At 64.2% G+C, this 22,055-nt stretch carries 22 protein-coding genes; 8 read left to right on the top strand and 14 right to left on the bottom strand.

Annotated elements, in window-relative coordinates; genetic code table 11:
• Positions 1 to 131: 131 nt before the first annotated feature.
• Positions 132 to 2,777, bottom strand: a complete 2,646-nt coding sequence (pepN, locus tag LB572_RS24680; RefSeq protein ID WP_224669557.1) for an aminopeptidase N — start codon at positions 2,775 to 2,777, stop codon at positions 132 to 134.
• Between the two features lie 203 nt (positions 2,778 to 2,980).
• Between pepN and LB572_RS24675 the strand changes: the two genes are divergently transcribed.
• Complete coding sequence (locus tag LB572_RS24675; protein ID WP_224669556.1) at positions 2,981 to 3,928, top strand: DMT family transporter; 948 nt, start codon at positions 2,981 to 2,983, stop codon at positions 3,926 to 3,928.
• Positions 3,929 to 3,932: 4 nt separating this feature from the next.
• Here LB572_RS24675 and LB572_RS24670 read toward each other — a convergent pair whose 3' ends face one another.
• The 3 genes from LB572_RS24670 to LB572_RS24660 all read right to left on the bottom strand — a co-directional run bounded on the left by LB572_RS24670 (position 3,933) and on the right by LB572_RS24660 (position 6,495).
• Positions 3,933 to 4,745: a helix-turn-helix domain-containing protein gene (locus LB572_RS24670; RefSeq protein WP_224669555.1), complete on the bottom strand. Its 813-nt coding sequence runs from the start codon at positions 4,743 to 4,745 to the stop codon at positions 3,933 to 3,935.
• A gap of 92 nt (positions 4,746 to 4,837) precedes the next feature.
• Complete coding sequence (locus LB572_RS24665; protein ID WP_224669554.1) at positions 4,838 to 5,788, bottom strand: uracil-DNA glycosylase; 951 nt, start codon at positions 5,786 to 5,788, stop codon at positions 4,838 to 4,840.
• Positions 5,789 to 5,856: 68 nt separating this feature from the next.
• Positions 5,857 to 6,495, bottom strand: coding sequence for a hypothetical protein (locus tag LB572_RS24660; protein WP_224669553.1), 639 nt, complete (start codon positions 6,493 to 6,495; stop codon positions 5,857 to 5,859).
• A 252-nt stretch (positions 6,496 to 6,747) separates the two neighbouring features.
• On the opposite strand from LB572_RS24660, the gene LB572_RS24655 reads away from it, so the two are divergent.
• Entirely contained in the window at positions 6,748 to 8,427 is a 1,680-nt protein-coding gene (locus LB572_RS24655) for an electron transfer flavoprotein-ubiquinone oxidoreductase (RefSeq protein ID WP_224669552.1), read from the top strand.
• Between the two features lie 143 nt (positions 8,428 to 8,570).
• The gene (locus LB572_RS24650) at positions 8,571 to 9,173 is read left to right on the top strand and encodes a DUF922 domain-containing protein (RefSeq protein ID WP_224669551.1); all 603 of its coding nucleotides are present in this window, start codon (positions 8,571 to 8,573) and stop codon (positions 9,171 to 9,173) included.
• Positions 9,174 to 9,205: 32 nt separating this feature from the next.
• Here LB572_RS24650 and LB572_RS24645 read toward each other — a convergent pair whose 3' ends face one another.
• The 5 genes from LB572_RS24645 to LB572_RS24630 form a co-directional block, all read right to left on the bottom strand.
• Positions 9,206 to 10,243, bottom strand: a complete 1,038-nt coding sequence (locus tag LB572_RS24645) for an endonuclease/exonuclease/phosphatase family protein (RefSeq protein WP_224669550.1) — start codon at positions 10,241 to 10,243, stop codon at positions 9,206 to 9,208.
• A gap of 179 nt (positions 10,244 to 10,422) precedes the next feature.
• A complete protein-coding gene (locus LB572_RS24640) occupies positions 10,423 to 11,880 on the bottom strand; it encodes an AMP nucleosidase (RefSeq protein ID WP_224669559.1) in 1,458 nt (485 codons plus the stop codon).
• Between the two features lie 272 nt (positions 11,881 to 12,152).
• A complete protein-coding gene (locus LB572_RS24635; protein WP_224669549.1) occupies positions 12,153 to 12,347 on the bottom strand; it encodes a hypothetical protein in 195 nt (64 codons plus the stop codon).
• A 66-nt stretch (positions 12,348 to 12,413) separates the two neighbouring features.
• The gene (locus LB572_RS34510; protein ID WP_263498299.1) at positions 12,414 to 12,548 is read right to left on the bottom strand and encodes a hypothetical protein; all 135 of its coding nucleotides are present in this window, start codon (positions 12,546 to 12,548) and stop codon (positions 12,414 to 12,416) included.
• 197 nt (positions 12,549 to 12,745) lie between these two features.
• On the bottom strand, positions 12,746 to 13,087 hold the full coding sequence (locus tag LB572_RS24630; protein ID WP_140807574.1) for a DUF2147 domain-containing protein: 342 nt from the start codon (positions 13,085 to 13,087) through the stop codon (positions 12,746 to 12,748).
• Between the two features lie 26 nt (positions 13,088 to 13,113).
• On the opposite strand from LB572_RS24630, the gene LB572_RS24625 reads away from it, so the two are divergent.
• The 3 genes from LB572_RS24625 to LB572_RS24615 all read left to right on the top strand — a co-directional run bounded on the left by LB572_RS24625 (position 13,114) and on the right by LB572_RS24615 (position 15,332).
• On the top strand, positions 13,114 to 13,401 hold the full coding sequence (locus LB572_RS24625; protein ID WP_140807573.1) for a hypothetical protein: 288 nt from the start codon (positions 13,114 to 13,116) through the stop codon (positions 13,399 to 13,401).
• A gap of 123 nt (positions 13,402 to 13,524) precedes the next feature.
• Complete coding sequence (locus tag LB572_RS24620) at positions 13,525 to 13,791, top strand: sel1 repeat family protein (protein ID WP_140807572.1); 267 nt, start codon at positions 13,525 to 13,527, stop codon at positions 13,789 to 13,791.
• A 419-nt stretch (positions 13,792 to 14,210) separates the two neighbouring features.
• On the top strand, positions 14,211 to 15,332 hold the full coding sequence (locus LB572_RS24615) for an ABC transporter substrate-binding protein (protein ID WP_140807571.1): 1,122 nt from the start codon (positions 14,211 to 14,213) through the stop codon (positions 15,330 to 15,332).
• Between the two features lie 143 nt (positions 15,333 to 15,475).
• Here LB572_RS24615 and LB572_RS24610 read toward each other — a convergent pair whose 3' ends face one another.
• From LB572_RS24610 to LB572_RS24595, 4 genes are all read right to left on the bottom strand, one after another.
• Complete coding sequence (locus LB572_RS24610) at positions 15,476 to 17,440, bottom strand: acetyl/propionyl/methylcrotonyl-CoA carboxylase subunit alpha (protein WP_224669548.1); 1,965 nt, start codon at positions 17,438 to 17,440, stop codon at positions 15,476 to 15,478.
• A gap of 49 nt (positions 17,441 to 17,489) precedes the next feature.
• Positions 17,490 to 17,867 carry a hypothetical protein gene (locus LB572_RS24605; protein WP_140807569.1) on the bottom strand — a complete coding sequence of 126 codons (378 nt, stop codon included), beginning with the start codon at positions 17,865 to 17,867 and terminating at the stop codon, positions 17,490 to 17,492.
• Positions 17,868 to 17,987: 120 nt separating this feature from the next.
• Positions 17,988 to 18,518 carry an O-acetyl-ADP-ribose deacetylase gene (locus LB572_RS24600; protein WP_224669547.1) on the bottom strand — a complete coding sequence of 177 codons (531 nt, stop codon included), beginning with the start codon at positions 18,516 to 18,518 and terminating at the stop codon, positions 17,988 to 17,990.
• Between the two features lie 2 nt (positions 18,519 to 18,520).
• A complete protein-coding gene (locus tag LB572_RS24595) occupies positions 18,521 to 20,128 on the bottom strand; it encodes a carboxyl transferase domain-containing protein (protein WP_224669546.1) in 1,608 nt (535 codons plus the stop codon).
• Between the two features lie 104 nt (positions 20,129 to 20,232).
• Here LB572_RS24595 and LB572_RS24590 point away from each other — a divergent pair, with 104 nt between their 5' ends.
• Both LB572_RS24590 and LB572_RS24585 read left to right on the top strand, forming a co-directional pair.
• Positions 20,233 to 20,487 carry a type II toxin-antitoxin system HicA family toxin gene (locus LB572_RS24590; protein ID WP_224669545.1) on the top strand — a complete coding sequence of 85 codons (255 nt, stop codon included), beginning with the start codon at positions 20,233 to 20,235 and terminating at the stop codon, positions 20,485 to 20,487.
• Entirely contained in the window at positions 20,433 to 20,852 is a 420-nt protein-coding gene (locus LB572_RS24585) for a type II toxin-antitoxin system HicB family antitoxin (protein WP_318014062.1), read from the top strand. Before LB572_RS24590 ends, LB572_RS24585 begins: the two co-directional genes overlap by 55 nt.
• On the opposite strand, the gene LB572_RS24580 is transcribed toward LB572_RS24585, so the two are convergent.
• Positions 20,849 to 22,012, bottom strand: a complete 1,164-nt coding sequence (locus LB572_RS24580; RefSeq protein WP_140807564.1) for an isovaleryl-CoA dehydrogenase — start codon at positions 22,010 to 22,012, stop codon at positions 20,849 to 20,851. The two genes, LB572_RS24585 and LB572_RS24580, sit on opposite strands and share 4 nt — an antisense overlap.
• Between the last annotated feature and the right edge of the window lie 43 nt (positions 22,013 to 22,055).

The raw sequence follows: 22,055 nt of genomic DNA, 5'->3' as shown, positions 1-22,055 counted from the left end.
ATTCTCAATGCAAAAGCACGCGACGCGCGCATCGAGTTCGCAAATGCAACTTGACACCTCAGATAGTCGCTCATCCGTCTCGGCGCTGCGCGCCGATCCACCTTCTCCCACAAGGGGAGAAGGAAAGAGTGCTACGCCAGCGTCCGCTCCACGATATCGCGCAAATCGGCCGACAGGTTCTCAACCTTCGCCATATCGAGCAGCGCCTGCTTGGCCTTGGCCTGCCGTCCGGGCTCCAGCGCGCGCCAGGACCGTAGCGCGGTCGCCAGCCTTGCCGCCACTTGCGGGTTGCGCTTTTCTACCTCCAGCACCGTCTCGGCGAAGAAACGGTAGCCTTCGCCGTCGGCGCGGTGGAATCCGGTCTGGTTGGCGCTGGAGAAGGTGCCGATCAGCGAACGCACGCGGTTCGGGTTGGCGATCGAGAAGGCCGGATGCCGCATGAGCTCGCGCACCTTCTCGACCGTGTTCGCGCCCGGCACGCCGGCCTGGATCTGGAACCATTTGTCGAGCACCAGCGCGTCGCCGCGATAGCGGGCCTCGAAGGCGGCCAGCGCCTCTTTGGCCTCGGCCGTGCCTGAATGGCGATGCGCCAGCACGGCGAGCGCAGCGGCGCGGTCGGTCATGTTGGTGGCGGCATCGAAGTGCCGCGCGGCGAGGGCGGCGCCGCCCGGCAGCAGCGACAGATAGTCGAGCAGGATATTGCGTAGCGCGCGCCGTCCTGCGCTCGCCGCGTCCGGGCTGAACGGACCCTTGTCGGCAAGCCTTTCGTAGAGCGCCCCGAAGGCCTCGCGGTTTGCCTCGCCGATCGTCCGCGCCAGCGCCTCGCGCGCGGCGAAGATGGCGTCGGGGTCGATGCCCTTGCCGATGTCGCGGGCAATGTCGGCTTCGCCGGGCAGCGATAGCGCCAGCGCCCGGTAGGCCGGCTCCAGCGTCCCGTCGCCGGCGATCCTGCCGGCGAGTTCGGCGAGCTTTGCCGTGAAGGCCGGCTGCTTGCCGCCGAGGAGCTGGCGGAAGGCGGCGATCAGCGCGTCGGTCAAAAGCGTGTTGAACGCCTGCCAGCGTGAGAAGGCGTCGCTGTCATGCGCCGCCAGGAAGAACTGGTCTTCCGGTTTCTGCTGCACCGAAAGCGTGATCGGCGCCGAGAAACCGCGGTTGAGCGACACCGAAGGCCGTTCCGAAACGCCCGAAAAACGCACCGTGTGCCGGCGCTTGCGGATATGGATGACGCCGTCATCCACAGTTGCGCCCTCGACGGCCGTCCAGGTGACGGGCTTGCCACCGGCGCCGACGAGCCCGAACGCAAGGGGAATATGCATCAGCCGCTTGCGGCTTTCCGACGGCGTCGGCGGCACCGACTGCTCGATCTCCAGCGTGAACTCCCTGGCCGCCGCGTTGTGCGTGGAGCTCACCGTCAGGTTCGGCGTGCCGGCCTGGTGATACCAGAGCGCGAATTGCGCCAGGTCGCGGCCCGAGACGTCCTCGAACACTTTGAGGAAATCCTCGATCGTCGCCGCCTCGCCGTCATGCCGCTCGAAATAGAGATCCATGCCGGCGCGGAAAGTCTCCGGCCCGAGGATGGTGCGGATCATGCGCACCACTTCCGAGCCCTTCTCGTAGACGGTCGCTGTGTAGAAGTTGTTGATCTCGCGGTAGCGGCGCGGCCTGACCGGATGCGCCAGCGGCCCCTGGTCTTCCGGGAACTGATGCGCGCGCAGCGTGCGCACTTCGGCGATGCGCTTCACCGCCCGCGAGCGCTGGTCGGCGGAGAATTCGTGGTCGCGGTAAACGGTCAGGCCTTCCTTCAGGCAGAGCTGGAACCAGTCGCGGCAAGTGATTCTGTTGCCAGTCCAATTGTGGAAATACTCGTGCGCGATGATCGCCTCGATATTGGCGAAGTCGGCATCTGTCGCGGTCTCCTCGTCGGCCAGCACATACTTGTCGTTGAAGACGTTGAGGCCCTTATTCTCCATCGCCCCCATGTTGAAGTCGGACACGGCGACGATGTTGAAGACGTAGAGGTCGTATTCGCGGCCGAAGGCTTCCTCGTCCCATTTCATCGAGCGTTTCAGCGCATCCATCGCATAGCCGGCAAGCCGCTCCTTGCCGGGCTCGACATAGATGCCGAGCTCGACCTCGCGGCCGGACATGGTGGTGAAGCTGCCCGCCACCTTACCGAGCGCGCCCGCCACCAGCGCGAAGAGGTAGGAAGGTTTGGGGAAGGGGTCGTGCCACACCGTGTAGTGCCGGCCATTGGCGAGGGCGCCGCGTTCGACGGGATTGCCGTTGGAGAGCAGCAACGGCGCATCGTTGTGCGGAGCCTCGATGCGCACGGTGTAGACCGACAGGATGTCGGGCCGGTCGAGGAAATAGGTGATCCGGCGAAAGCCTTCGGCCTCGCATTGCGTGCAATAGACGTTGCTGGAGCGGTAGAGGCCCATCAGCGCCTCGTTGCGCGAAGGCGCGATCTCGGTCTCCAGGCGAAGCTCGAAGCGCTGTGCCACCGGCGGCTTCAGGATCGTCAGCCGGTCCGGCGTCGCCTCATAGTCGCCGGCTGGGAGGGCCTGCCCATCGATGGCGAGGCCAAGCAGCGTCAACCCGTCGCCGTCGAGCACCAGCGGCGCCGAGGCGACAACGCCCTCGCGCCGTTCGATGGTAAGCAGCGCGGTGACATGGGTCGCGTCCGGCGACAGGCGGAAGTCCAGGCTGGTCGCGGGGATGAGATAGTCGCTGGGGCGATAGTCTTCGAGCTTGAAGACATGGCCGGTATCTGTGCGCATTCCTTGGGCTTTTCCTGTCGGTTTCGGGCGGAAAACCAGCCTGGCTGGTCCGAGATTTTTGAGGTGCGTGCTCTTTACACGAAACGGCCACGCGACAAAACTGCGGGATAGGATGTGTTTCGCAATTCCGGTTACACACTTTTCCTGGAATTGCTCTTGGGCTATTTGGCGGCTTCGTTTTCAGACCGTCCTTACGAGGCAAGATGACCGTCGATCATGCCGTCGGCCACAACACGCTGCGCGGCATCACGCTGAAGATCGTCTCGGTGACGGTCTTCGTCGGCATGCAGACCTGCATCAAGGCGGCCGGCGACGTGCCCGCCGGGCAGATCGTCTTCTTCCGCTCTTTCTTCGCGATCTTCCCGATCATTGCGTTCCTCGCCTTCAAGGGAGAGCTTGCCACGGCATTCACGACGAAGCGGCCGTTCAATCACATCGCGCGCGGCCTGGTCGGCGTCGGCGCCATGGGGCTCGGCTTCTTCGCGCTGACCCGGTTGCCGCTGCCGGAGGCGATCACGCTGAACTACGCCCAGCCGCTGCTGGTCGTCGTGTTCTCCTCGATCTTCCTCGGCGAGACGATCCGTGTCTATCGCTGGAGCGCGGTTGCCGTCGGCCTTGCCGGCGTGCTGATCATCTCCTGGCCCGAACTGACGCTGCTCAATTCCGACGAAGGCCTTGACGACCAGGAGGTGCTGGGCGTCATGGCCGCGCTGATCGCCGCTGCGATCTCAGCCGTCGCCATGCTTCTGGTGCGCAATCTCGTGCAGACGGAGAAGACGGCGACCATCGTGCTGTGGTTCTCCTCGACGGCTTCGGTGCTGTCGCTCTTCACGCTGCCCTTCGGCTGGCAGGTGCTGACGCCGATGCAGGCAGCGCTGCTTGTCGTCGCGGGCTTCTGCGGCGGACTCGGCCAGATCCTGATGACGGCAGCCTATCGCCATGCCGAGGCCTCGGTCGTGGCGCCCTTCGAATACACCTCGATGATCCTTGGCGTCGTCGTCGGCTATTTCGTCTTCGGCGACGTGACGTCGTTGAGCACGCTGATCGGCGGCATGATCGTGGTCGCCGCCGGCATCTTCATCATATGGCGCGAGCGTCAACTGGGTCTCGAGCGCACGCGCACCAGAACGGCGACGCCGCCGCAGGGGTGAAGGCTTACGAAGCGGTCGCCCGCTCCTTTGCCAGCCGCACCAGCACCGCGCGTGTCGACTCGTCGGCTGGGAAAAAGGATTCGATCGCCAGCTCCGACAGCGTAACGTCGAGGGGCGTGCCGAACACGGTGATCGTGCTGATGAAGGACAGCACTTGGTCGCCATGCGCGAGCCGCAGCGGATGCACGATGCCGCTCGGCTCGACCGGCGCCGGCCGGCTGCTCTTTAGTCCGGACGGATAGGCGCGCAGCTCGCGCTCCAGCTCGATCAGCACCGGATCGCCGGCCGCGTCGTTCTGCTGTTTCAGCCGTTCGAGAAGATGAGCCCGCCACTCCGCCAGATTGACGATGCGCGGCGCGACGCCGCCAGGATGGAGGCTGAGCCGCAGCACATTGACCGGCGGCGTAAGCAGCGACGCTTCGGAAATATCGGCGAGGAACGGGGCGATCGCGGTATTGGCGGAAACGAGGTTCCAATGCCGGTCGACCGCCAGCGCCGGAAAGGGTTCGTGTCCCTTGAGCACGGTCCCGACCGCGGCCATCGCCGGCGCCAGCGTTTTGTCGTTCAAGGGCTTCTCGCTGAAGCTCGGCGCGAAACCGGCGGCAAGCAGAAGCTGGTTGCGTTGCCTGAGCGGGATCGACAGTTGCTCGGCCAGATGCAGCACCATGTCACGCGACGGCTGGGCGCGGCCGCTCTCGACGAAGGAGAGATGCCGCTGCGAGATTTCGGCCTCCATGGCGAGGTCGAGCTGACTCATGCGGCGGCGCGTGCGCCATTCGCGGATGAGGCGGCCTGCGGAGGGTTCGGATGTGGCCATTGGGGAATGAGTAGGGCGGCGAGCGGCGCAATTCAATTACCTGGAAGGTCATAGCTCCCCCTTCTCCCACAAGGGGGAGAAGGGAAGGGCGCTCACACCAACGCCCGCAGCTTCGCCTTCACCTCGAGAAAATCACGCCAGGCCAGCTTCTTGTGCGCCGGCGTCCTCAAGAGATACGCCGGGTGCAGCGTCGGCATGGCCGGAATGGCTATGCCCGACGCCGTTGTGTGCGCACGCCAGTTGCCGCGCAGGCGCAGGATGCCTTCCGTTGTGTTGAGCAGCGTCTTGGCCGACGGGCCGCCGAGATTGACCAGCACCTTGGGATTGACCAGCTCGATCTGCCTTTCGATGAAGGGCCGGCAGATTTCGGTCTCGTGCGGCGTCGGCGTGCGGTTGCCCGGCGGCCGCCAGGGAATGACGTTGGCGATATAGGCCGAGTTGCGGTCGAGGCCGATCGCCGCCAGCATGCGGTCGAGCAGCCGGCCGGAGCGGCCGACGAAAGGCAGGCCTTCGAGGTCCTCGTCGCGGCCCGGCGCCTCGCCGACCAGCATCAGGTCGGCGTTCGGGTTGCCATCGGCGAAGACCAGGTTCTTGGCGGTGAATTTGAGATTGCAGCCATCGAAGGCGGCCATATGCTGGCGCAGCTCGTCGAGCGTCGTCGCGCGCGCTGCAAGCTGGCGCGCGGCGGCAGCCTGCGCCTCGTCGGGAACGGCGGCGGCCGCCGGCACCCGCGCGGGTGCGTCCGGAATGTTGCTCGCATCGATGCCGGATGGCGGCGCTGGCGGGTTGGGCCTCTCGGCGCGTTCGGGAGCCTGCTCGGGTGCCGGGCGGCTCTCTTCGCGGTGCGGCGCGGCCACCACGCGCTCGGCGGGACTGCGCCCGGCAGGACCGCGCTCGGCAGGCCTGCGTTCCGCCGACCTCGCCGCCGCTTCGGCAAACCGATTGATCGGGGCGTCTTCAAGTGCCTCGTCGACGCCGGCGCTGGCATAGAAGGCGAGCAGCTCGGCGATCTCGGCGGGTGTGCTGGGGGAGGCGGTAGTCATGGCGCCACCATCGTCCGCGCGGCGCCGATTTGCAAGTTGCCAGGTCCGCCTTGGATACCGGCCGTACTTCACCCGGTGGGTATGCGCGGATCCTGCACGATGTAAAATGTCCAGCGCGGTGTGTAGTCGGTGATCAGGAAATCGAAGGTCGCCGTCTTCAGCGGGTCGACCTTGCCGTTCTTGAACAGCAATTGATCATACGGTTCGAACCGCCGGTCGAAATCGGCGAAATTGCTCGACCAGATGTTGTCGGGTGTCTTGTTGCGCTGGTCGAAGGAAAGGCCGTCGCCGAACACGCTTGGCTGGTCGAGGATCTCCTGCAGCTCGAACTGGAACTCCACCCAGGGCAGCGCGCTGTTGTTCAGCACGTCGATGCGCATATACATCACGCCATTGGCGACTTCGCCGGCCTTGCCGAAGGGTTCGATCGGCTTGGTCGCGCGGATGGTCAGCGTCACCGGTGTCGCCGTGTTCAGCTCTTCCTTGATGACCAACGGGTCTTCCTTGGTACCGATGCCGGACACGGCGGTGATACGGAAGCCACCCAGCTCGTCGGAGAAGGAATAGGCGCCGGTCGCCCAGACCTTCACCGGGTCGGCCTCCGCCGGCAGGGTCAAAAAGAGGAGCGGAAGAACCGCGCGCCAGGCCAGGCCGGGCGTGAAGAGTAAGCGCTTCGATGGAAAGCCGGGCGGCTCTGGACTGCGCATGGCGTGAAGTATTGCCGATAACCAAGCCGTCGAACAATTAAAAACATGCGGGCGCGGCCTGGCCTGCCAACCGATTGGCGCTGGCCTATGCTTGGCTTGAGCCGTGCCATCGCCCGTTTGGCATGCAAGACCCGCGACTTTTTGTCGAAATCGGTGTTGTCACGTCAGCGCCGGTTTCGCGTCGCGAATTGATGCGCTATGCAGCGCGTGAGCCAGCAGAATGCGAAAACATGGCGAGCCAGTGAGGGGCCGATGAGCGAAATCGAACGCGAGAGCATGGAATTCGACGTGGTGATCGTCGGCGCGGGTCCCGCCGGCCTCGCCGCAGCGATCCGTCTGAAGCAGCTCAACCCCGAGCTTTCCGTCGTCGTGCTGGAGAAGGGTGGCGAGGTCGGCGCGCACATCCTTTCCGGTGCCGTCGTCGATCCGATCGGCATCGACCGGCTGCTGCCTGGCTGGCGCGAGGAGGGCGATCATCCATTCAAGACGCCGGTCACGGCGGATCATTTCCTGGTGCTGGGGCCGGCCGGCTCGTTCCGCCTGCCCAATTTCCTGATGCCGCCGCTGATGAACAATCACGGCAATTACATCGTCTCGCTCGGCAATGTCTGCCGCTGGCTGGCGATCAAGGCCGAGGCGCTGGGCGTCGAGATCTATCCGGGCTTCGCCGCCGCAAGCCTCGTCTACAACGACGCCGGCGCCGTCACCGGCGTCATCACCGGCGACATGGGCGTCGAGAAGGATGGCTCGCATGGCCCGGCCTACGCGCCTGGCATGGCGCTGATGGGCAAATATGTGCTGATCGGCGAGGGCGCGCGCGGTTCCTTGGCCAAGCAGCTCATCGCCAAGTACCAGCTTGCCGACGGCCGCGAGCCCGGCAAGTTCGGCATCGGCCTCAAGGAGCTCTGGCAGGTCAAGCCCGAGAACCACAAGCCGGGTCTCGTTCAGCATTCCTTCGGCTGGCCGCTCGACATGAAGACCGGCGGCGGCTCGTTCCTCTACCATCTCGAGGACAACCAGGTGGCGGTCGGCTTCGTCGTCCACCTGAACTACAAGAACCCCTATCTTTCGCCCTTCGAGGAGTTCCAGCGCTTCAAGACCCATCCGGCGATCGCCGGCACCTTCGAGGGCGCCAAGCGCATCGGCTATGGCGCGCGCGCCATCACAGAAGGCGGCTGGCAGTCGGTGCCGAAGCTTTCCTTCCCGGGCGGCGTGCTGATGGGTTGCGCTGCCGGCTTCGTCAACGTGCCGCGCATCAAGGGTTCGCACAATGCGGTGCTCTCCGGCATGCTGGCGGCCGAGCATGTGGCCGAGGCGATCGCCGGCGGCCGTGCCAATGACGAGCTTGCTTCCTACGAAGACGCCTGGCGCGGCACCGACATCGGCAAGGACCTGAAGAAGGTGCGCAACGTCAAGCCGCTCTGGTCGCGCTTCGGCACCATCGTCGGCGTCGGCATTGGCGGTCTCGATATGTGGCTGAACACGCTGTTCGGCTTCTCGCCCTTCGGCACGCTGAAGCACGGCAAGGCCGACTATGCGGCGCTCGAGCCGGCCTCCAAGCATCAGAAGATCGCCTATCCGAAGCCGGATGGCGTGCTGACCTTCGACCGGCTTTCCTCGGTATTCCTCTCCAACACCAACCATGAGGAAAACGAGCCGACCCACCTGATCGTCGGCGACATGGCGCTGCAGCAGCGTTCCGAGCACGACGTCTTTGCCGGTCCATCGACCCGCTACTGCCCGGCCGGCGTCTACGAATGGGTGGACAAGGACGGCAACGCCGCCGCCGACCCATCGGCCAAGGACGTGCGTTTCGTCATCAACGCGCAGAACTGCGTGCACTGCAAGACCTGCGACATCAAGGATCCGAACCAGAACATCAACTGGGTGCCGCCGCAGGGTGGTGAGGGACCAGTCTATCAGGGTATGTGATCCGGCCGCCGGCCGGGCACCTCGACCGCCGTTCGGCAACCATCCCGCGGTTCCGACCGGCCCGTTAACGGCGTTCAAGCGCTCAAGCTTGAAATTGCGCCCGGCTTATAGTTCCCTTCCCTGCGGATAGGGAGCAAATGACAATGCGGCTGGCGGTTCTTACATGCCTCGTCATGCTTGGCGGCCTGTGCGGCATCGCCCCAGAGGCCCTGGCCGGCACCAAGGTGCTGGTCACGACGCGCAGCTATGACATCGCCGGCACGACGGGCGCTGGGCTGGTCGAAGCGATGGACCGCAAAGGGCCCAAGCACGGCTTCATGACCCGCGCCATCGCCGACACCAGTTACGTCGTGAACTGGAACCTGAACGTGGATCGCGCCGCCGGCGTCTGTCGATTGCGGAGCGCCGGCGGAACGATGGAACTCACCTACACTTTTCCTCGCCTTGCTTCGCCGCCGACATCCAGGCTCGAGCGGCGCTGGCGGCGCTTCCTTGCCGGCGTCCACGCTCACGAGTACCACCACGGTCGCATCGCCAAGGCCATGATGCGCGCCACCGATAAGTCTATCGCCGGCCTTGAGCTGGCCGACAATTGGTTCTGCACCGCCACCCATCGCGAGGCCAGGCGCCGGATCGACGCCGTCTACGCGCAATATGAAGCCAAACAGAACGCCTTCGACGCGCGCGAGCACCGCGACGGCGGCCACGTCGACCGGCTGGTCAATGCGTTGATGGGCAAGAACTGAACTCCAGTCAGTTTGCCTGCCAGGCGGGAGCGTCAGCCTCGCGGCTTGTCCGGCGCGTCATTCGCCGCCAGCGCCGATTTATGCTCGTCCTCGGGCGCGTTGCTGTCGGTCGGCAGCGTGAATTCGACCAGCACCGGCAGATGATCGGAGCCGGTATCCTCCATCCGGGCCGACGACAGGATCGTCACCCCGCCCTTGCTGAACACCTGGTCGATCGGCAGGCCCGCATAGCGGCGCAGGAAATCAGGCAGCGTGCGGTGGATCCAGGTCGGGCCGGCCGACGGCATCAGCGTCATGCCGCTGAGCCGCGCCACCCGCCGCACCGCCGCGCTCCACGGCACGGCGTTGCAGTCGCCGGCCATGATGGCGGTCTCGCCGAGCCCGGCCAGCGGCTCTGCCAGTTCGCCGATCTGCCAGTACTGCTCCTTCGGCCACGGCCAGCTCAGATGGATCGCGGCGACGTTGACCGGAGCGCCGTTGAAATCGATCGTGGCGGTCGCCATCGCCCCGCGCGGCTCGCAGCGTGGCGCGGTGCCTGCGGCGAAGGGACGGCGCGAGAGCAGCGCGACGCCGAATATGCCGTTGGGATAGTCGCAAAGGATGCGATAGGGGTAGGCGCCCGCAATATAGCCGAGCTCCTTCGCCCACATGCCGGACACTTCGTCGAGCGTGATGACGTCGGGATTGGTCCGGCCGATCAGCGACAGCACCTTCTTCGGCGTCGGGTTGTTGAAGCGCAGGTTCATCTGCAGCAGGCTGTAGGTGATCCGGTCGGCGGGCTTTGCGATCGCCTGCTGCGTCGACAATCTGGGCAGCGCGCTCGTCGTCGTGGCGAAGCAGGCGATGGCGAAGATCAGTGCCGCAACGGCCTGCAGCCGGTAGGGACCGGCAAGCAGCGCCAGCGCGAGCAAGGCCGCAAGCAGGCTCAGATGCATGCGGAAATGCGAGAAGGAATCGAGAGCCGGATGCAGCGTGCCGAAGAACCCGGCCAGCAGCGCGGCCGAACATGCCATCATCGCCAGGAATGTCAGCTGAGCCACCATGCCCAAGCGCGCACCGCCCGTTGTCATTTGCTCCGACCGCCAGGGCATTTCACCGTTTCATGAAAAACGCCGAAATACCCTTTCTCTTGTTCTGACGGAAAACCGCTTCGCACTTTTCCTGAAATTGCTCCAGGTCAACCGTTCGGACCGCTTATCGGCCAAATTGGGGCCCAAGCAAGACGACCGGTTGCCTCGCTGGCGCGCGGCTACTGGAACGCCGTCTCCGAAAAGCTTCTGAGCTTGCGCGAATGCAGCCGCTCCATCGGCATCTCGGCCAGCTTCTCCATCGCCCTGATGCCGATGGTGAGATGCTGCGCCACCTGCCGCTTGTAGAACTCGGTCGCCATGCCGGGCAGCTTCAATTCGCCGTGCAGCGGCTTGTCGGAGACGCACAAAAGCGTCCCGTAGGGCACGCGGAAGCGGAAGCCGTTGGCGGCGATGGTGGCCGATTCCATGTCGAGCGCGATGGCGCGCGACTGCGACAGGCGCTGCACCGGTCCGCGCTGGTCGCGCAGTTCCCAGTTGCGGTTGTCGATGGTGGCGACGGTGCCCGTGCGCATGATGCGCTTGAGGTCGTAGCCGGAAAGGCCGGTGACTTCGGCGACCGCTTCCTGCAGCGCCACCTGGATTTCCGCCAGCGGCGGGATCGGCACCCAGACGGGCAGGTCGTCGTCCAGCACATGGTCCTCGCGCACATAGGCATGCGCCAGCACATAGTCGCCCAGCGCCTGTGTGTTGCGCAGGCCCGCGCAATGGCCGAGCATGACCCAGGCATGCGGCCTCAGCACCGCGATATGGTCGGTGATCGTCTTGGCGTTGGAAGGGCCGACGCCGATATTGACCATGGTGATGCCGCCATGGCCGGGTTTCTTCAGGTGATAGGCCGGCATCTGCGGCAGGCGCTGCGGCGGCGTGCCTTCCGGAACCGTTGCCCCGTTCTGGGTCACGACGTTGCCGGGTTCCACGAACTCGACATAGCCGCTGTCGCCGGCGGCCATCAATTCGCGGGCCCGCGCGACGAACTCGTCGATATAGAACTGGTAGTTGGTGAACAGCACGAAATTCTGGAAATGCTGCGGGCTGGTCGCCGTGTAATGCGTCATGCGGTGCAGCGAGTAGTCGATGCGTTGAGCGGTGAACGGCGCCAAAGGCCTTGGCTCGCCGAACGCCACCTCGAACGTGCCGTTGGCGATCTGGTCGTCGGTGCCGTCGAGATCCGGCACGTCGAACAGGTCCCGGATCGGCCGCTTGATGCGCTCGGCGGCCGCGCCGTCGACATAGGTGCCTTCGAGGAAGGCGAAATGCAGCGGGATCGGCGTGGTCGACTCCGAAACGGTTACCTGCACGCCGTGATTGCGCATGATGAGCCGAAGCTGCTCGACGAGGTAGTTCTCGAACAGTTGCGGCTGGGTGATGGTGGTGGCGAAATGCCCGGGCGTCGGCATATGGCCATAGGCCTGGCGCGAGTCGACCTGGCTGAACGAGGTCGTGGTGACGCCGATCTGCGGATAGAAGGCCCGGTAGCGCTTGCTCTCATCGCCTCCCGCGGCAAGCGCGGCGAAGGAATCGCGCAGGAATTTGGTGTTGCGGTCGTAGAGCGCCTGCAACGCCGCGACGGCCTTTCTGGCGTCGTGGAAGCTCTGCTTGCCGAAGGGCTCCGGCATGACGACGGATTCGATGGCTTGGGGGTAGATTCGCTTTTCCATGGCTCAATATAGAGATTTGGAAGAGCCGTTGGGAGGGGGAGGCGGGGGGAACGGCAATCCAAGTCGAGATTTTTTGTCGCTCAGATTCAAGGTGTGTTGAGATTCAGGTCAGGCCGAGTCGAAAATGGTGGCTCCCGAGTACCGGAGCGGAGCGTACTTGAAGTACGTGAGCACCGGAAGCGCAGGAAGCCGCCGTTTGCAGGCCGGCATCACCTGAATATCGGCATACCTTACCCGCGCTGCAGGCTGATCAGCAACACAAAGCCCACGCTGGTGTTCTTGTGCGCCGGCGCCTCAATCGTGTTGCCCGTATTGGCGCGCATCATCGGCACCGCCAGCACCGGGGCGGCGAGCAGCATCAGGATGAGCGTCGCCCGCGGCAGCAGCCTGAGGATATTCGTTGCGGTGGCGGTGATGCGGTTCATTTTGGTGGTGTCCCGAAATTCAGCTTGGTTGCTTCTTGGCTTTGTCGTTTCAGCGCTTCACTTGGTTCACGGCGCCGGAAATGAAGCCGTCGGCCGTTCCCACGAGCGGGTCGAATGGCCGGCCTCCGCCACCAGGATGGCGAAGAACATACCGAACAGGCTCATCAGCAGGCAGACGATGGTGAAGCGACGGGCAAGCATTTCTCTCTCCTTCAATGCGGGAGAGAATGCCGGAATGCCTCTGAACCGGTTCTGAGACCGGTATTCATCTGCGGTTCAAATTGATTGACGAGAGTTTGAACGGGCGCCGGTGCCACAGCGCGTCCGGGGAGAGCGCTGTCGCTCCAAAAAGAAACGGGGCCGCTTTGGCCCCGTTTGGACGATCCGGAATGTGGCGATCAGAGCTTGTGCCAGGTCTGGCTCTTGCAGATCAGGCCGCCGAGCACGCAACCGCTCATCTTGAGCGTGGTTCCTGTAAGGGTCGCCTTGCCGGAATAGGTCTTGTCATTCGCCGGGTCGGTGATGTTGCCGGCATATTTGTTGTCGCCGGCCGCCTTCAGCGAGCCGATCGTCTTGCCGGCATATTTGCCGGTCTTGAGCGTGATGGAAAACGAGCCGCCGCCGCCGATCGTCGCCGTCTCGCCGGATTGCGTCTTCCAACTGCCTTCGATCGGGTCGGCCCAGGCGGCACCCGCCATGATCAAGGTGGCCGCCAGGGCCAGGCTCATCTTTCGAAACATCTTGTCCTCCTCCCTATGGGGTTGCGGTGGGCTCCGATCCGCCCGTCTGCCCCTTACGCAAAGGTAAAGCTAATCCAGCTCCCGCCAAAACAAAAGCGGTGCCGCCAGGGAAGGTTGCAAGGATTTTCGCCACTCGTGCGGCTGAAAATAAACGCGACTGGAAAAACGCTTCGGTTTCCGTGGTTAGCGAAGTCTTGATTCCGCTCGCGGCAATTTTCATCGAATTTGATGCAAAAGGGCTGAAACGCTGGATTCCCATGCTTAACGGTTTTTCGCGTTTACCTCTTGTTTTAGCTTTGTTTTCCTCAAATTAAGCACGCCATTTAACGACGGATTCAAGGCCAGCCGTCATCCTCGAAAGCATCGAAAGAGCGGCTCGCCCCGAGGGACACCGGGGGAAAAGGAGGCAGCTCTCGGGAGCCAGACAGGGGATTGAAATGGCACGCTTTGAAATGCTTGAAGACGGCTTCGGCGCCATGGGGGCAACCGCCCAGGCCGACATTCTTTTCGAACTGGGCATGATGTATGCGACCGGCCGCGATTGCGAGACCGACGTCGTCGCCGCCCACAAATGGTTCAACATCGCCGCGATCAAGGGCTCGGCCCGCGCCGCCGAACTGCGCTCGGAATTGTCGTCCTCGATGTCGAAGCCCGAGATCGCCCGGGCGCTGCGCGAAGCGCGCGAATGGATGACGATGCACTGATCCTGGGGGATCAGTCCGAAGGGTTCAGGGGACAACGCCGCAACAAGACGGCCATTAGACAAGACCAAGAACGCGGCAGGCCAACGAACCTCAAGCCGTGCCGACCATGATCCCGAAAACTGGAGTCCGATTTTCGGATAAGATCATGGTCCACTAGAAACAGGGAAGCGAGCGGGTTTCAGGCACGGGGGCGTCCGGGGAGCTCGACTGCAAAAGCCGCGACCGACCGAAACAAGGTCGGCGCGGCTTTTTGCATTACGCTTGGTAATCAGCCGCGTGGCCCAAGAAATCCTCACCGGAATGAACCAAAACCTTCTGAATTGTCCTCTCGACAGTTTCAGCGAAGGGTGAAATTGTCCCGGCTCTGTGAAGAAGCGCCGGCCGGACGGCCGCGCGTAAGTGGAGGAGTTCTTATAGTCATGAAAAAATTGGGTATTTTGAGCGCGGCCGCATTTGGCCTGATGATGAGCGCCCCGGTTGCCTTCGCCGACGACATCACCATTTCGGTGGTCGGCCCGATGACCGGCCAGCTCGCCACCATCGGTGACCAGTTCAAGCAGGGCGCGCAGGCTGCCGCCGACGCCATCAACGCGGCCGGCGGCATCAACGGCTCCCAGATCAAGCTCGACATCGAGGACGACCAGTGCGATCCGAAGCAGGCGGTTTCGGTCGCCAACCGCATCGTCGCCAACGGCGTCAAGTTCGTCGACGGCCATGCCTGCTCGGGCTCGAGCATTCCGGCCTCGGCCGTCTATGCCGAAGCCGGCACGCTGATGATGAGCCCGGCCTCGTCCAACCCGGTGCTGACCGATGCCGCGGCCAAGGCCGGCTGGCCGACCATCATGCGCCTTTACACGCGTGACGACGCGCAGGGCGCCTTCATCGGCCCGTGGATCGCCAAGAAATACGCCGGCAAGAACGTTGTCGTCCTGCACGACAAGAGCGCCTACGGCCAGGGCGTTGCCGATGCGGTCAAGGCGACGATGAATGCCGGTGGCCTCAAGGAAGTCGACTATGAAGGCATCAATGCCGGCGAGAAGGACTATTCGGCTCTCGTCACCAAGCTGAAGGAACTCAAGGCCGACGTCGTCTATTTCGGCGGCTATCACCCGGAGGCGGGCTTGATCCTGCGCCAGGCGGCCGAGCAGAACGTCAAGTTCCAGCTGATCATGCCGGACTCGATCGCCTCGCCGGAATTCTGGCAGGTTGCCGGCCCGGCCGGCGAAGGCACCATGTTCGTCTTCCCGTCGGATCCGCAGGCAAAGCCTGAAGCGAAGGATGCGGTCGCCAAGATCAAGGCCGGCGGCTTCACGCCTGAAGGCTTCACGCTGTTCTCCTACGCCGTGATCCAGGCCGTGGCCGAGGGCGTCAAGCGCGCCGGCAGCGACGATCCGGCCAAGGTCGCCGAGGCGCTCAAGGACGGCAAGCCGATCAGCACCGTGGTCGGCGACGTCATCTTCGACGAGAAGGGCGACCTGAAGAACGCCAGCTACGACATCAACCAGTGGCACGACGGCAAATACGCGCCGATCCAGCCGTAATTCGGTTCTGCAATCGAGGAAATGGCCGGGGCTTGTCCCGGCCATTTTCGTTTCTGCTGTGGCATTGACGTGCAGGCGAGGGGGGGCGCCGGCCCGCCATACCTCTCTATTTTGTCTCGTTAACGAGACAACCGAATGAGCGCTCAGCCCTGGCCGTCCTCCGCGAAGCGCACCAGCACCGTGCCGTCGCTGACCTGCGCGCCCTCGGCGGCGATCTCGGCGATCACGCCGTCATGCGGGGCGGCGATCGTGTGCTCCATCTTCATCGCCTCGAGGATCAGAAGCGGTTGGCCCTTGATCACGGCATCGCCCGCCGCGGCGCGCACCAGCTTGACCAGCCCCGGCATCGGCGCGCGCAAGTTGCCTGCGGCGGCTCCCGCCTCGTCTGCCTTGGCGAGCGGATCGGGGACCGCGAACGTATAGCCGACCGCACCCTCGAAGACGGTGACGTGGCCCGGCCAGCGCGCGGCATGCGGCATGGTCCTCAGATCATGCATGTTCACCGCGTCGTGCGGCGCCTCCAGCGCCACCTGGAAGCGACCGTCCGGCCGTGCCGAAACCCTGGCCAGGATGGTCTCCTCGCCATGGCGCAGGCGGATGCGGCGCGCGAGCGTGTGGAAATGCGCATAGCCTGAAAGCGTGGACCATGGGTCGGCGGCTGGACCCGGCGCGCCGGCGTCCGTCGCGGCAAGCGCCGCGGCCGCAATCGTCTCGTCGCCAGGCGCGGGAATGGCGGTGAGCGCCTGCTGATGCCGGCCGATCAGACCGGTGTCGACGTCGCCGGCCGCGAAATCGGCGTCGGCGGTGAGCGCCGCCAGGAAGGCGGTGTTGACGGTCGAGCCGGCCACTTCGGTCCGGCTGAGGGCATCGCGCAGCGCGCCGAGCGCCGTGGCCCGGTCCTTGCCGTGTACCACCAGCTTGGCGATCATCGGGTCGTAGAAAGGCGAGATCGCATCGCCGGCGCGCACGCCGGTCTCGATGCGCATCTGAGCGCCCTCCGGCGCCGCGTAGGGGAATTTGAGATGATGCAGCGTGCCGGTCGCCGGCAGGAAGCCCTTGGCGGCGTCCTCGGCATAGAGGCGCGCCTCGAAAGCATGGCCGGTAAGCGCGATCTCGCCTTGCGTTTTCGGCAGTTTTTCGCCGGATGCCACGCGAAGCTGCCATTCGACGAGGTCGACGCCGGTGACCATCTCGGTGACGGGGTGCTCGACCTGCAGCCGCGTGTTCATCTCCATGAACCAGAAGCGGTCGGCCTTGAGGCCCTGCGAGGCATCGACGATGAACTCGATCGTGCCGGCGCCCGAATAATTGATCGCCTTGGCGGCCTTCACGGCCGCCTCCGTCATCGCCTTGCGCAGCGCCGGTGTCATGCCCGGGGCGGGCGCCTCTTCGATCACCTTCTGGTGGCGGCGCTGCGCCGAGCAGTCGCGTTCGAAAAGATGCACGGCATTGCCGAAATTGTCGCCGAACACTTGGCACTCGATATGGCGCGGCTTGTCGACGTACTTTTCCACCAGCACACGGTCGTCGCCGAACGCCGCTTTCGCTTCGCGTCGCGCGCCTGACAGCGCTTCGGAGAAATCGTCGGGGTGGTCGACGCGACGCATGCCCTTGCCGCCGCCGCCGGCGCGCGCCTTGATCAGGACGGGGTAGCCGATCTCGCGCGCCTTGGAAGCAAGCAGCACGATCTCCTGCGCCTCGCCATGATAGCCGGGCACAACAGGTACACCGGCCGCTTCCATCAGCCGCTTGGCGGCGTCCTTCAATCCCATGGCGCGGATCGAGGCGGCAGATGGGCCGATGAAGACGAGGCCCGCCGCCGTCACCTGGTCGACGAAATCGGGGTTTTCCGACAGGAAGCCGTAGCCGGGATGGATGGCTTCGGCACCCGTGGCAAGCGCCGCCGCGACGATCCTGTCGCCGCGCAGATAGCTTTCCCCGACGGGCGAGAGGCCGATATGCACTGCCTCGTCTGCCATGTCGACATGCAGGGCGCGGGCATCCGCATCCGAATAGACGGCGACGGTGCGAACGCCGAGCTTGCGGGCTGTGCGGATGACGCGACAGGCGATCTCGCCGCGATTGGCGATCAGGATCTTGCCGAACATGGAGCCTCCCGGTTTTGTCTTGGGCGGCGCCAGTCCTGCAGGCGTCTGCCTATTTCGACGCCGCGATGGCGCAGCCGCCGCTCGCCGTGTTGAGCCGCCACCTCTTCAGGCCGCCCTGGCAGTTGCGCAGCGCGACATCTTCCGCGGCCTTCTGGGACGGCGCGTTGAGCGCCTTGCCGCAGACGACATAGAGGTCCACCACGCGCGTATAGAAAGTCGTAGCATAAGCCGAATGGCCGCTCGCCGCGACGTAGGACCTGTAGGCGCTGGTGCATTGGTCCTTGGGATTCATCGACAAAGGTGGCGGGAAACGTTTGTCGCCCACGCTGCCCGCCAGGGAACCGGCGATGGCCGCGGTCGACGCCGAGAGCATAAGCAACGCCAGAAGTATAGAAGCGGGCGCGCGCCGAGTGTATTTCAGTTCCATTTTTTCCCCATCCCCATTGGATAATGCGGGATGAGAAATAGCGAATGTTCCGGGCTGTCGCCAGCCACGATCTGCAAGTTCGCACTTTCGTGAGAAAATGAAGGATTGCATTCATAAAGTTCAATCCCGACCCAGGGCGGCAATAGTCCGCCGATATAATTCTGCCGTATGCTCGTCGAAGCAGCAGAAAGTAACGACGTCAGGCGCCGTGCTTCTCCGCAGGAAGTCGCTTACAGTGCCGACGGCGATCCCGGTCGCTTCCTCTTTCGGAAAGCGGTAAATACCGGTCGAGATCGCCGGAAAGGCGATCGTGTGGCAATCATGGTCACGCGCGATTTCAAGCGAGCGCCGATAGCAGGAGGCGAGCATCTCGGCCTCGCCCTGGCCGCCGCCTTGCCAGACCGGCCCGACCGTGTGGATGATGTAGCGCGCCGGCAGGCGATAGCCCTTGGTCAGCTTGGCGTCGCCGGTCTTGCAGCCGTTGAGCATGCGGCATTCGGCAACCAGTTCCGGCCCGGCCGCGCGATGGATGGCGCCGTCGACGCCGCCGCCGCCGAGCAGCGAGGAATTGGCGGCGTTCACAATGGCGTCTACCGAAAGCCTGGTGATGTCGCCGGTGTGTATGCGGACCCTGTCGCCGATGCCGCTCATCGTCACATCCTGAACACGCCGAACTTCGTCTCCTCGACGCCGGCATTGAGCGCGGCCGAGAGGCTGAGCGCCAGCACGTCGCGGGTCTTGGCCGGATCGATGATGCCGTCGTCCCAGAGCCTGGCCGAGGAATAGAGCGGGTGGCCCTCATGCTCGTATTTCATCAGGATCGGTTTCCTGAACTTCGCCTCCTCCTCGGCGCTCCACGCACCGCCCTTGCGCTCGATGCCTTCGCGCTTGACCATGGCAAGCACGGTGGCCGCCTGCTCGCCACCCATCACCGAGATGCGCGCGTTGGGCCACATCCACAGGAAGCGGGGCGAATAGGCGCGGCCGCACATGCCGTAATTGCCGGCGCCGAACGAGCCGCCGATGATGATTGTGAGCTTTGGCACTTTTGCGGTGGCGACCGCCATCACCAGCTTGGCGCCGTCCTTGGCGATGCCGCCGGCCTCGTATTTTCGACCGACCATGAAGCCGGTGATGTTCTGCAAAAAGATCAGCGGAATGCCGCGCTGGCAGCAGAGTTCGATGAAGTGGGCGCCTTTGAGCGCGCTTTCGGAAAACAGCACGCCGTTGTTGCCGATGATGCCGACCGGCATGCCGTGCAGATGCGCGAAGCCGGTGACCAAAGTCGTGCCGTAGTTTTGCTTGAACTCGTCGAACTCCGAACCGTCGACGAGGCGCGCGATCACCTCGCGCACGTCATAGGGCTGGCGCAGATCCGTCGGCACGATGCCGTAGAGTTCCTGCGGATCGTAAAGCGGTTGAATCGGCTTCTGCAAATTCAGGCTTACGGCCTTGTTGCGATTCAGGTTCTTGATGATACGCCGGCAAATCGCCAAGGCGTGTTCGTCGTCCATGGCGTAGTGGTCGGCGACGCCGGAAAGCCTTGTGTGCACATCGCCGCCGCCAAGCTCCTCGGCGCTGACATCCTCGCCGGTGGCGGCCTTCACCAGCGGCGGGCCGCCGAGAAAAATGGTCGCCTGGTTGCGCACCATGATCGTTTCGTCCGACATCGCCGGTACATAGGCGCCGCCCGCCGTGCAGGAACCCATCACGCAGGCGATCTGCGGGATGCCGGCCGCCGACATGTTGGCCTGGTTGTAGAAGATGCGACCGAAATGCTCGCGGTCGGGGAAGACCGCGTCCTGGTTGGGCAGGTTGGCGCCGCCTGAGTCGACCAGATAGACGCAAGGCAGGTTGTTCTGCAGCGCGATCTCCTGCGCCCTCAGATGCTTCTTCACCGTCAGCGGATAATAGGTGCCGCCCTTCACCGTCGCGTCATTGACGACGACCATCACTTCCCGGCCTTCGACGCGGCCGACGCCGGTGATGATGCCGGCCGACGGAATGTCCTCGCCATACATCGACCATGCCGCGAACTGGCCGACCTCGAGGAAGGGCGAGCCGGCGTCGAGCAGTTGCGCCAGCCGCTCGCGCGGCAGAAGCTTGCCGCGCGAGACGTGGCGTTCGCGGGCTTCATCGGAGCCGCCGCGCTCGACGCTTGCCGCCTTCTCGGCGATGTCGGCAACGAGCGCGCGCATGCGCTCGGCATTGGCGCGGAAAGTGTCGGAGGAGGGGGAGATCTGGGAGGTCAAGGCAGGCATTGACGAACCTCAAATGATATCATATTTTAGTATCACGCCGGGGCTCTCGCCCTAACCCCAGAGGAGCTGACCACAACGGTATTCTATTGGGGAGGGCGAAAGCCATGAAAGCAGCGCACCGGCTGACACTGGACAAAATATTTGCGAACCCGGTCAGCCCCTCGATTAAGTGGCAAGATGTTGAGGCGTTGCTGATCGAGCTTGGAGCTGAGGTTTCGGAAGGCAGTGGTTCGCGGGTCCGATTCACAATATCCGGCCAAACGCTGTTCCTGCATCGGCCGCATCCGTCGCCCGATACCAAGCGGTGGGCGGTCAGGGATATCAGAGAATTTTTGACGAACGTTGGAATAAGGCCATGAAGCTTTACAAGGGATATGCCGGTTCGATCGAGTTCGACGACGAGGATATGGTCTTCCATGGCCGCATCCTTGGCATTCGCGACATCGTTACCTTTGAGGCCGAGACGGCTGAGGAACTGGTGAAATCGTTCCACGACAGCGTCGACGACTATCTTGCCTTTTGCAAAGAGCGCGGCGTCGATCCGCAAAAACCCTATTCCGGCAAGCTCGCTCTCCGCACCACGCCGGAAATCCATGCCTTGCTTGGCAAAGCAGCGGCCAGCGATGGAAAATCGATCAACCAGTGGGTTTCTGACACGCTCGCCGAGGCGGCGCGCAAGCGGGTCGATGAAAGCTCGACGAAGGTGACGAGCAGAGCTCACTAAACCCCCTCCGCCATGATCTCGCGTCCGATCAGCCAGCGGCGGATCTCGCTGGTGCCGGCGCCGATCTCATAGAGCTTGGCGTCGCGCAGCAGCCGTCCCGTCGGGTAGTCGTTGATATAGCCGTTGCCGCCGAGAAGCTGGATCGCGTCGAGCGCCATCTGCGTCGCTTTCTCCGCCGCGAAGAGCACGCAGCCGGCGGCGTCCTTGCGCGTGGTCTCGCCGCGGTCGCAGGCGGCCGCCACCGCATAGACATAGGCCCGCGCGGCGTTCATGGTCGAGTACATGTCGGCGAGCTTGCCCTGCACCAGCTGGAACGTCCCGATCGGCTGGCCGAACTGCTTGCGCTCGTGCACGTAAGGCACAGCGACGTCGAGGCAGGCCGCCATCAGCCCGATCGGGCCTCCGGAAAGCACGGTGCGTTCATAGTCGAGCCCCGACATCAGCACCTCGACGCCGCGCCCTTCCTCATGCAGCACATTCTCGAACGGCACCTCGACATTTTCGAAGACGAGCTCGCCGGTGTTGGAGCCGCGCATGCCGAGCTTGTCGAGCTTCTGCGCGACTGAAAAGCCGGCCATCGCCTTTTCGACGATGAAAGCGGTGATGCCGCGCGAATGGCGTTCCGGATCGGTCTTGGCATAGACCACCATCGTTCCGGCGTCGGGGCCGTTGGTGATCCACATTTTCGAGCCGTTGAGCACATAGCGGTCGTTGCGCTTTTCGGCGCGCAGCCTGAGCGACACCACGTCCGAGCCGGCGCCTGGTTCCGACATCGCCAGCGCGCCGACCGTTTCGCCCGCGCAAAGGGCAGGCAGGTACTTCTCCTTCTGCGCCGGAGTGGCCCAGCGGTTGATCTGGTTCACGCAGAGGTTCGAGTGCGCGCCGTAGGAGAGGCCGACCGAGGCCGATGCGCGCGAAATCTCCTCCATGGCCACGACATGCGCGAGATAGTTCATGCCGGTTCCGCCGAAATCCGGATCGGCGGTGATGCCGAGCAGGCCGAGCGCGCCGAGTTCGGCCCAGAGATGCGCGGGAAACTCGTTGGAGCGGTCGATCTCCGCCGCGATCGGCGCGATCCTGTCCTGCGCGAAGCGACGCACGGTATCGCGCAGCGCTTCGATGTCGGGATCAAGTCCGAAACTGAGCGTATTCGTGTACATGCCGTTCCTCCCTGCGCACGCCCCAGTCTTCGCGGGGATCATG

This window comes from Mesorhizobium sp. BH1-1-5 (genome assembly GCF_020165615.1).
In the GTDB taxonomy this organism is placed as follows: domain Bacteria; phylum Pseudomonadota; class Alphaproteobacteria; order Rhizobiales; family Rhizobiaceae; genus Mesorhizobium.
The sequence above is the reverse complement of the archived record's forward strand: the minus strand, read 5'-3'. Positions and strand labels throughout refer to the sequence as shown.

Excerpts from the sequence above, each read along its gene's own strand:
- LB572_RS24660 (WP_224669553.1), bottom strand. The coding sequence starts at position 6,495 with ATGCGCAGTCCAGAGCCGCCCGGCTTTCCATCGAAGCGCTTACTCTTC.
- LB572_RS24620 (WP_140807572.1), top strand. The coding sequence starts at position 13,525 with ATGGCACGCTTTGAAATGCTTGAAGACGGCTTCGGCGCCATGGGGGCA.
- LB572_RS24615 (WP_140807571.1), top strand. The coding sequence starts at position 14,211 with ATGAAAAAATTGGGTATTTTGAGCGCGGCCGCATTTGGCCTGATGATG.
- LB572_RS24645 (WP_224669550.1), bottom strand. The coding sequence starts at position 10,243 with ATGACAACGGGCGGTGCGCGCTTGGGCATGGTGGCTCAGCTGACATTC.
- pepN (WP_224669557.1), bottom strand. The coding sequence starts at position 2,777 with ATGCGCACAGATACCGGCCATGTCTTCAAGCTCGAAGACTATCGCCCC.
- LB572_RS24605 (WP_140807569.1), bottom strand. The coding sequence starts at position 17,867 with ATGGAACTGAAATACACTCGGCGCGCGCCCGCTTCTATACTTCTGGCG.
- LB572_RS24665 (WP_224669554.1), bottom strand. The coding sequence starts at position 5,788 with ATGACTACCGCCTCCCCCAGCACACCCGCCGAGATCGCCGAGCTGCTC.
- LB572_RS24640 (WP_224669559.1), bottom strand. The coding sequence starts at position 11,880 with ATGCCGGAGCCCTTCGGCAAGCAGAGCTTCCACGACGCCAGAAAGGCC.
- LB572_RS24600 (WP_224669547.1), bottom strand. The coding sequence starts at position 18,518 with ATGAGCGGCATCGGCGACAGGGTCCGCATACACACCGGCGACATCACC.
- LB572_RS24630 (WP_140807574.1), bottom strand. The coding sequence starts at position 13,087 with ATGTTTCGAAAGATGAGCCTGGCCCTGGCGGCCACCTTGATCATGGCG.
- LB572_RS24580 (WP_140807564.1), bottom strand. The coding sequence starts at position 22,012 with ATGTACACGAATACGCTCAGTTTCGGACTTGATCCCGACATCGAAGCG.
- LB572_RS24595 (WP_224669546.1), bottom strand. The coding sequence starts at position 20,128 with ATGCCTGCCTTGACCTCCCAGATCTCCCCCTCCTCCGACACTTTCCGC.
- LB572_RS24670 (WP_224669555.1), bottom strand. The coding sequence starts at position 4,745 with ATGGCCACATCCGAACCCTCCGCAGGCCGCCTCATCCGCGAATGGCGC.
- LB572_RS24635 (WP_224669549.1), bottom strand. The coding sequence starts at position 12,347 with ATGAACCGCATCACCGCCACCGCAACGAATATCCTCAGGCTGCTGCCG.
- LB572_RS24655 (WP_224669552.1), top strand. The coding sequence starts at position 6,748 with ATGAGCGAAATCGAACGCGAGAGCATGGAATTCGACGTGGTGATCGTC.
- LB572_RS24650 (WP_224669551.1), top strand. The coding sequence starts at position 8,571 with ATGCGGCTGGCGGTTCTTACATGCCTCGTCATGCTTGGCGGCCTGTGC.
- LB572_RS24675 (WP_224669556.1), top strand. The coding sequence starts at position 2,981 with ATGACCGTCGATCATGCCGTCGGCCACAACACGCTGCGCGGCATCACG.
- LB572_RS34510 (WP_263498299.1), bottom strand. The coding sequence starts at position 12,548 with ATGCTTGCCCGTCGCTTCACCATCGTCTGCCTGCTGATGAGCCTGTTC.
- LB572_RS24610 (WP_224669548.1), bottom strand. The coding sequence starts at position 17,440 with ATGTTCGGCAAGATCCTGATCGCCAATCGCGGCGAGATCGCCTGTCGC.
- LB572_RS24590 (WP_224669545.1), top strand. The coding sequence starts at position 20,233 with ATGAAAGCAGCGCACCGGCTGACACTGGACAAAATATTTGCGAACCCG.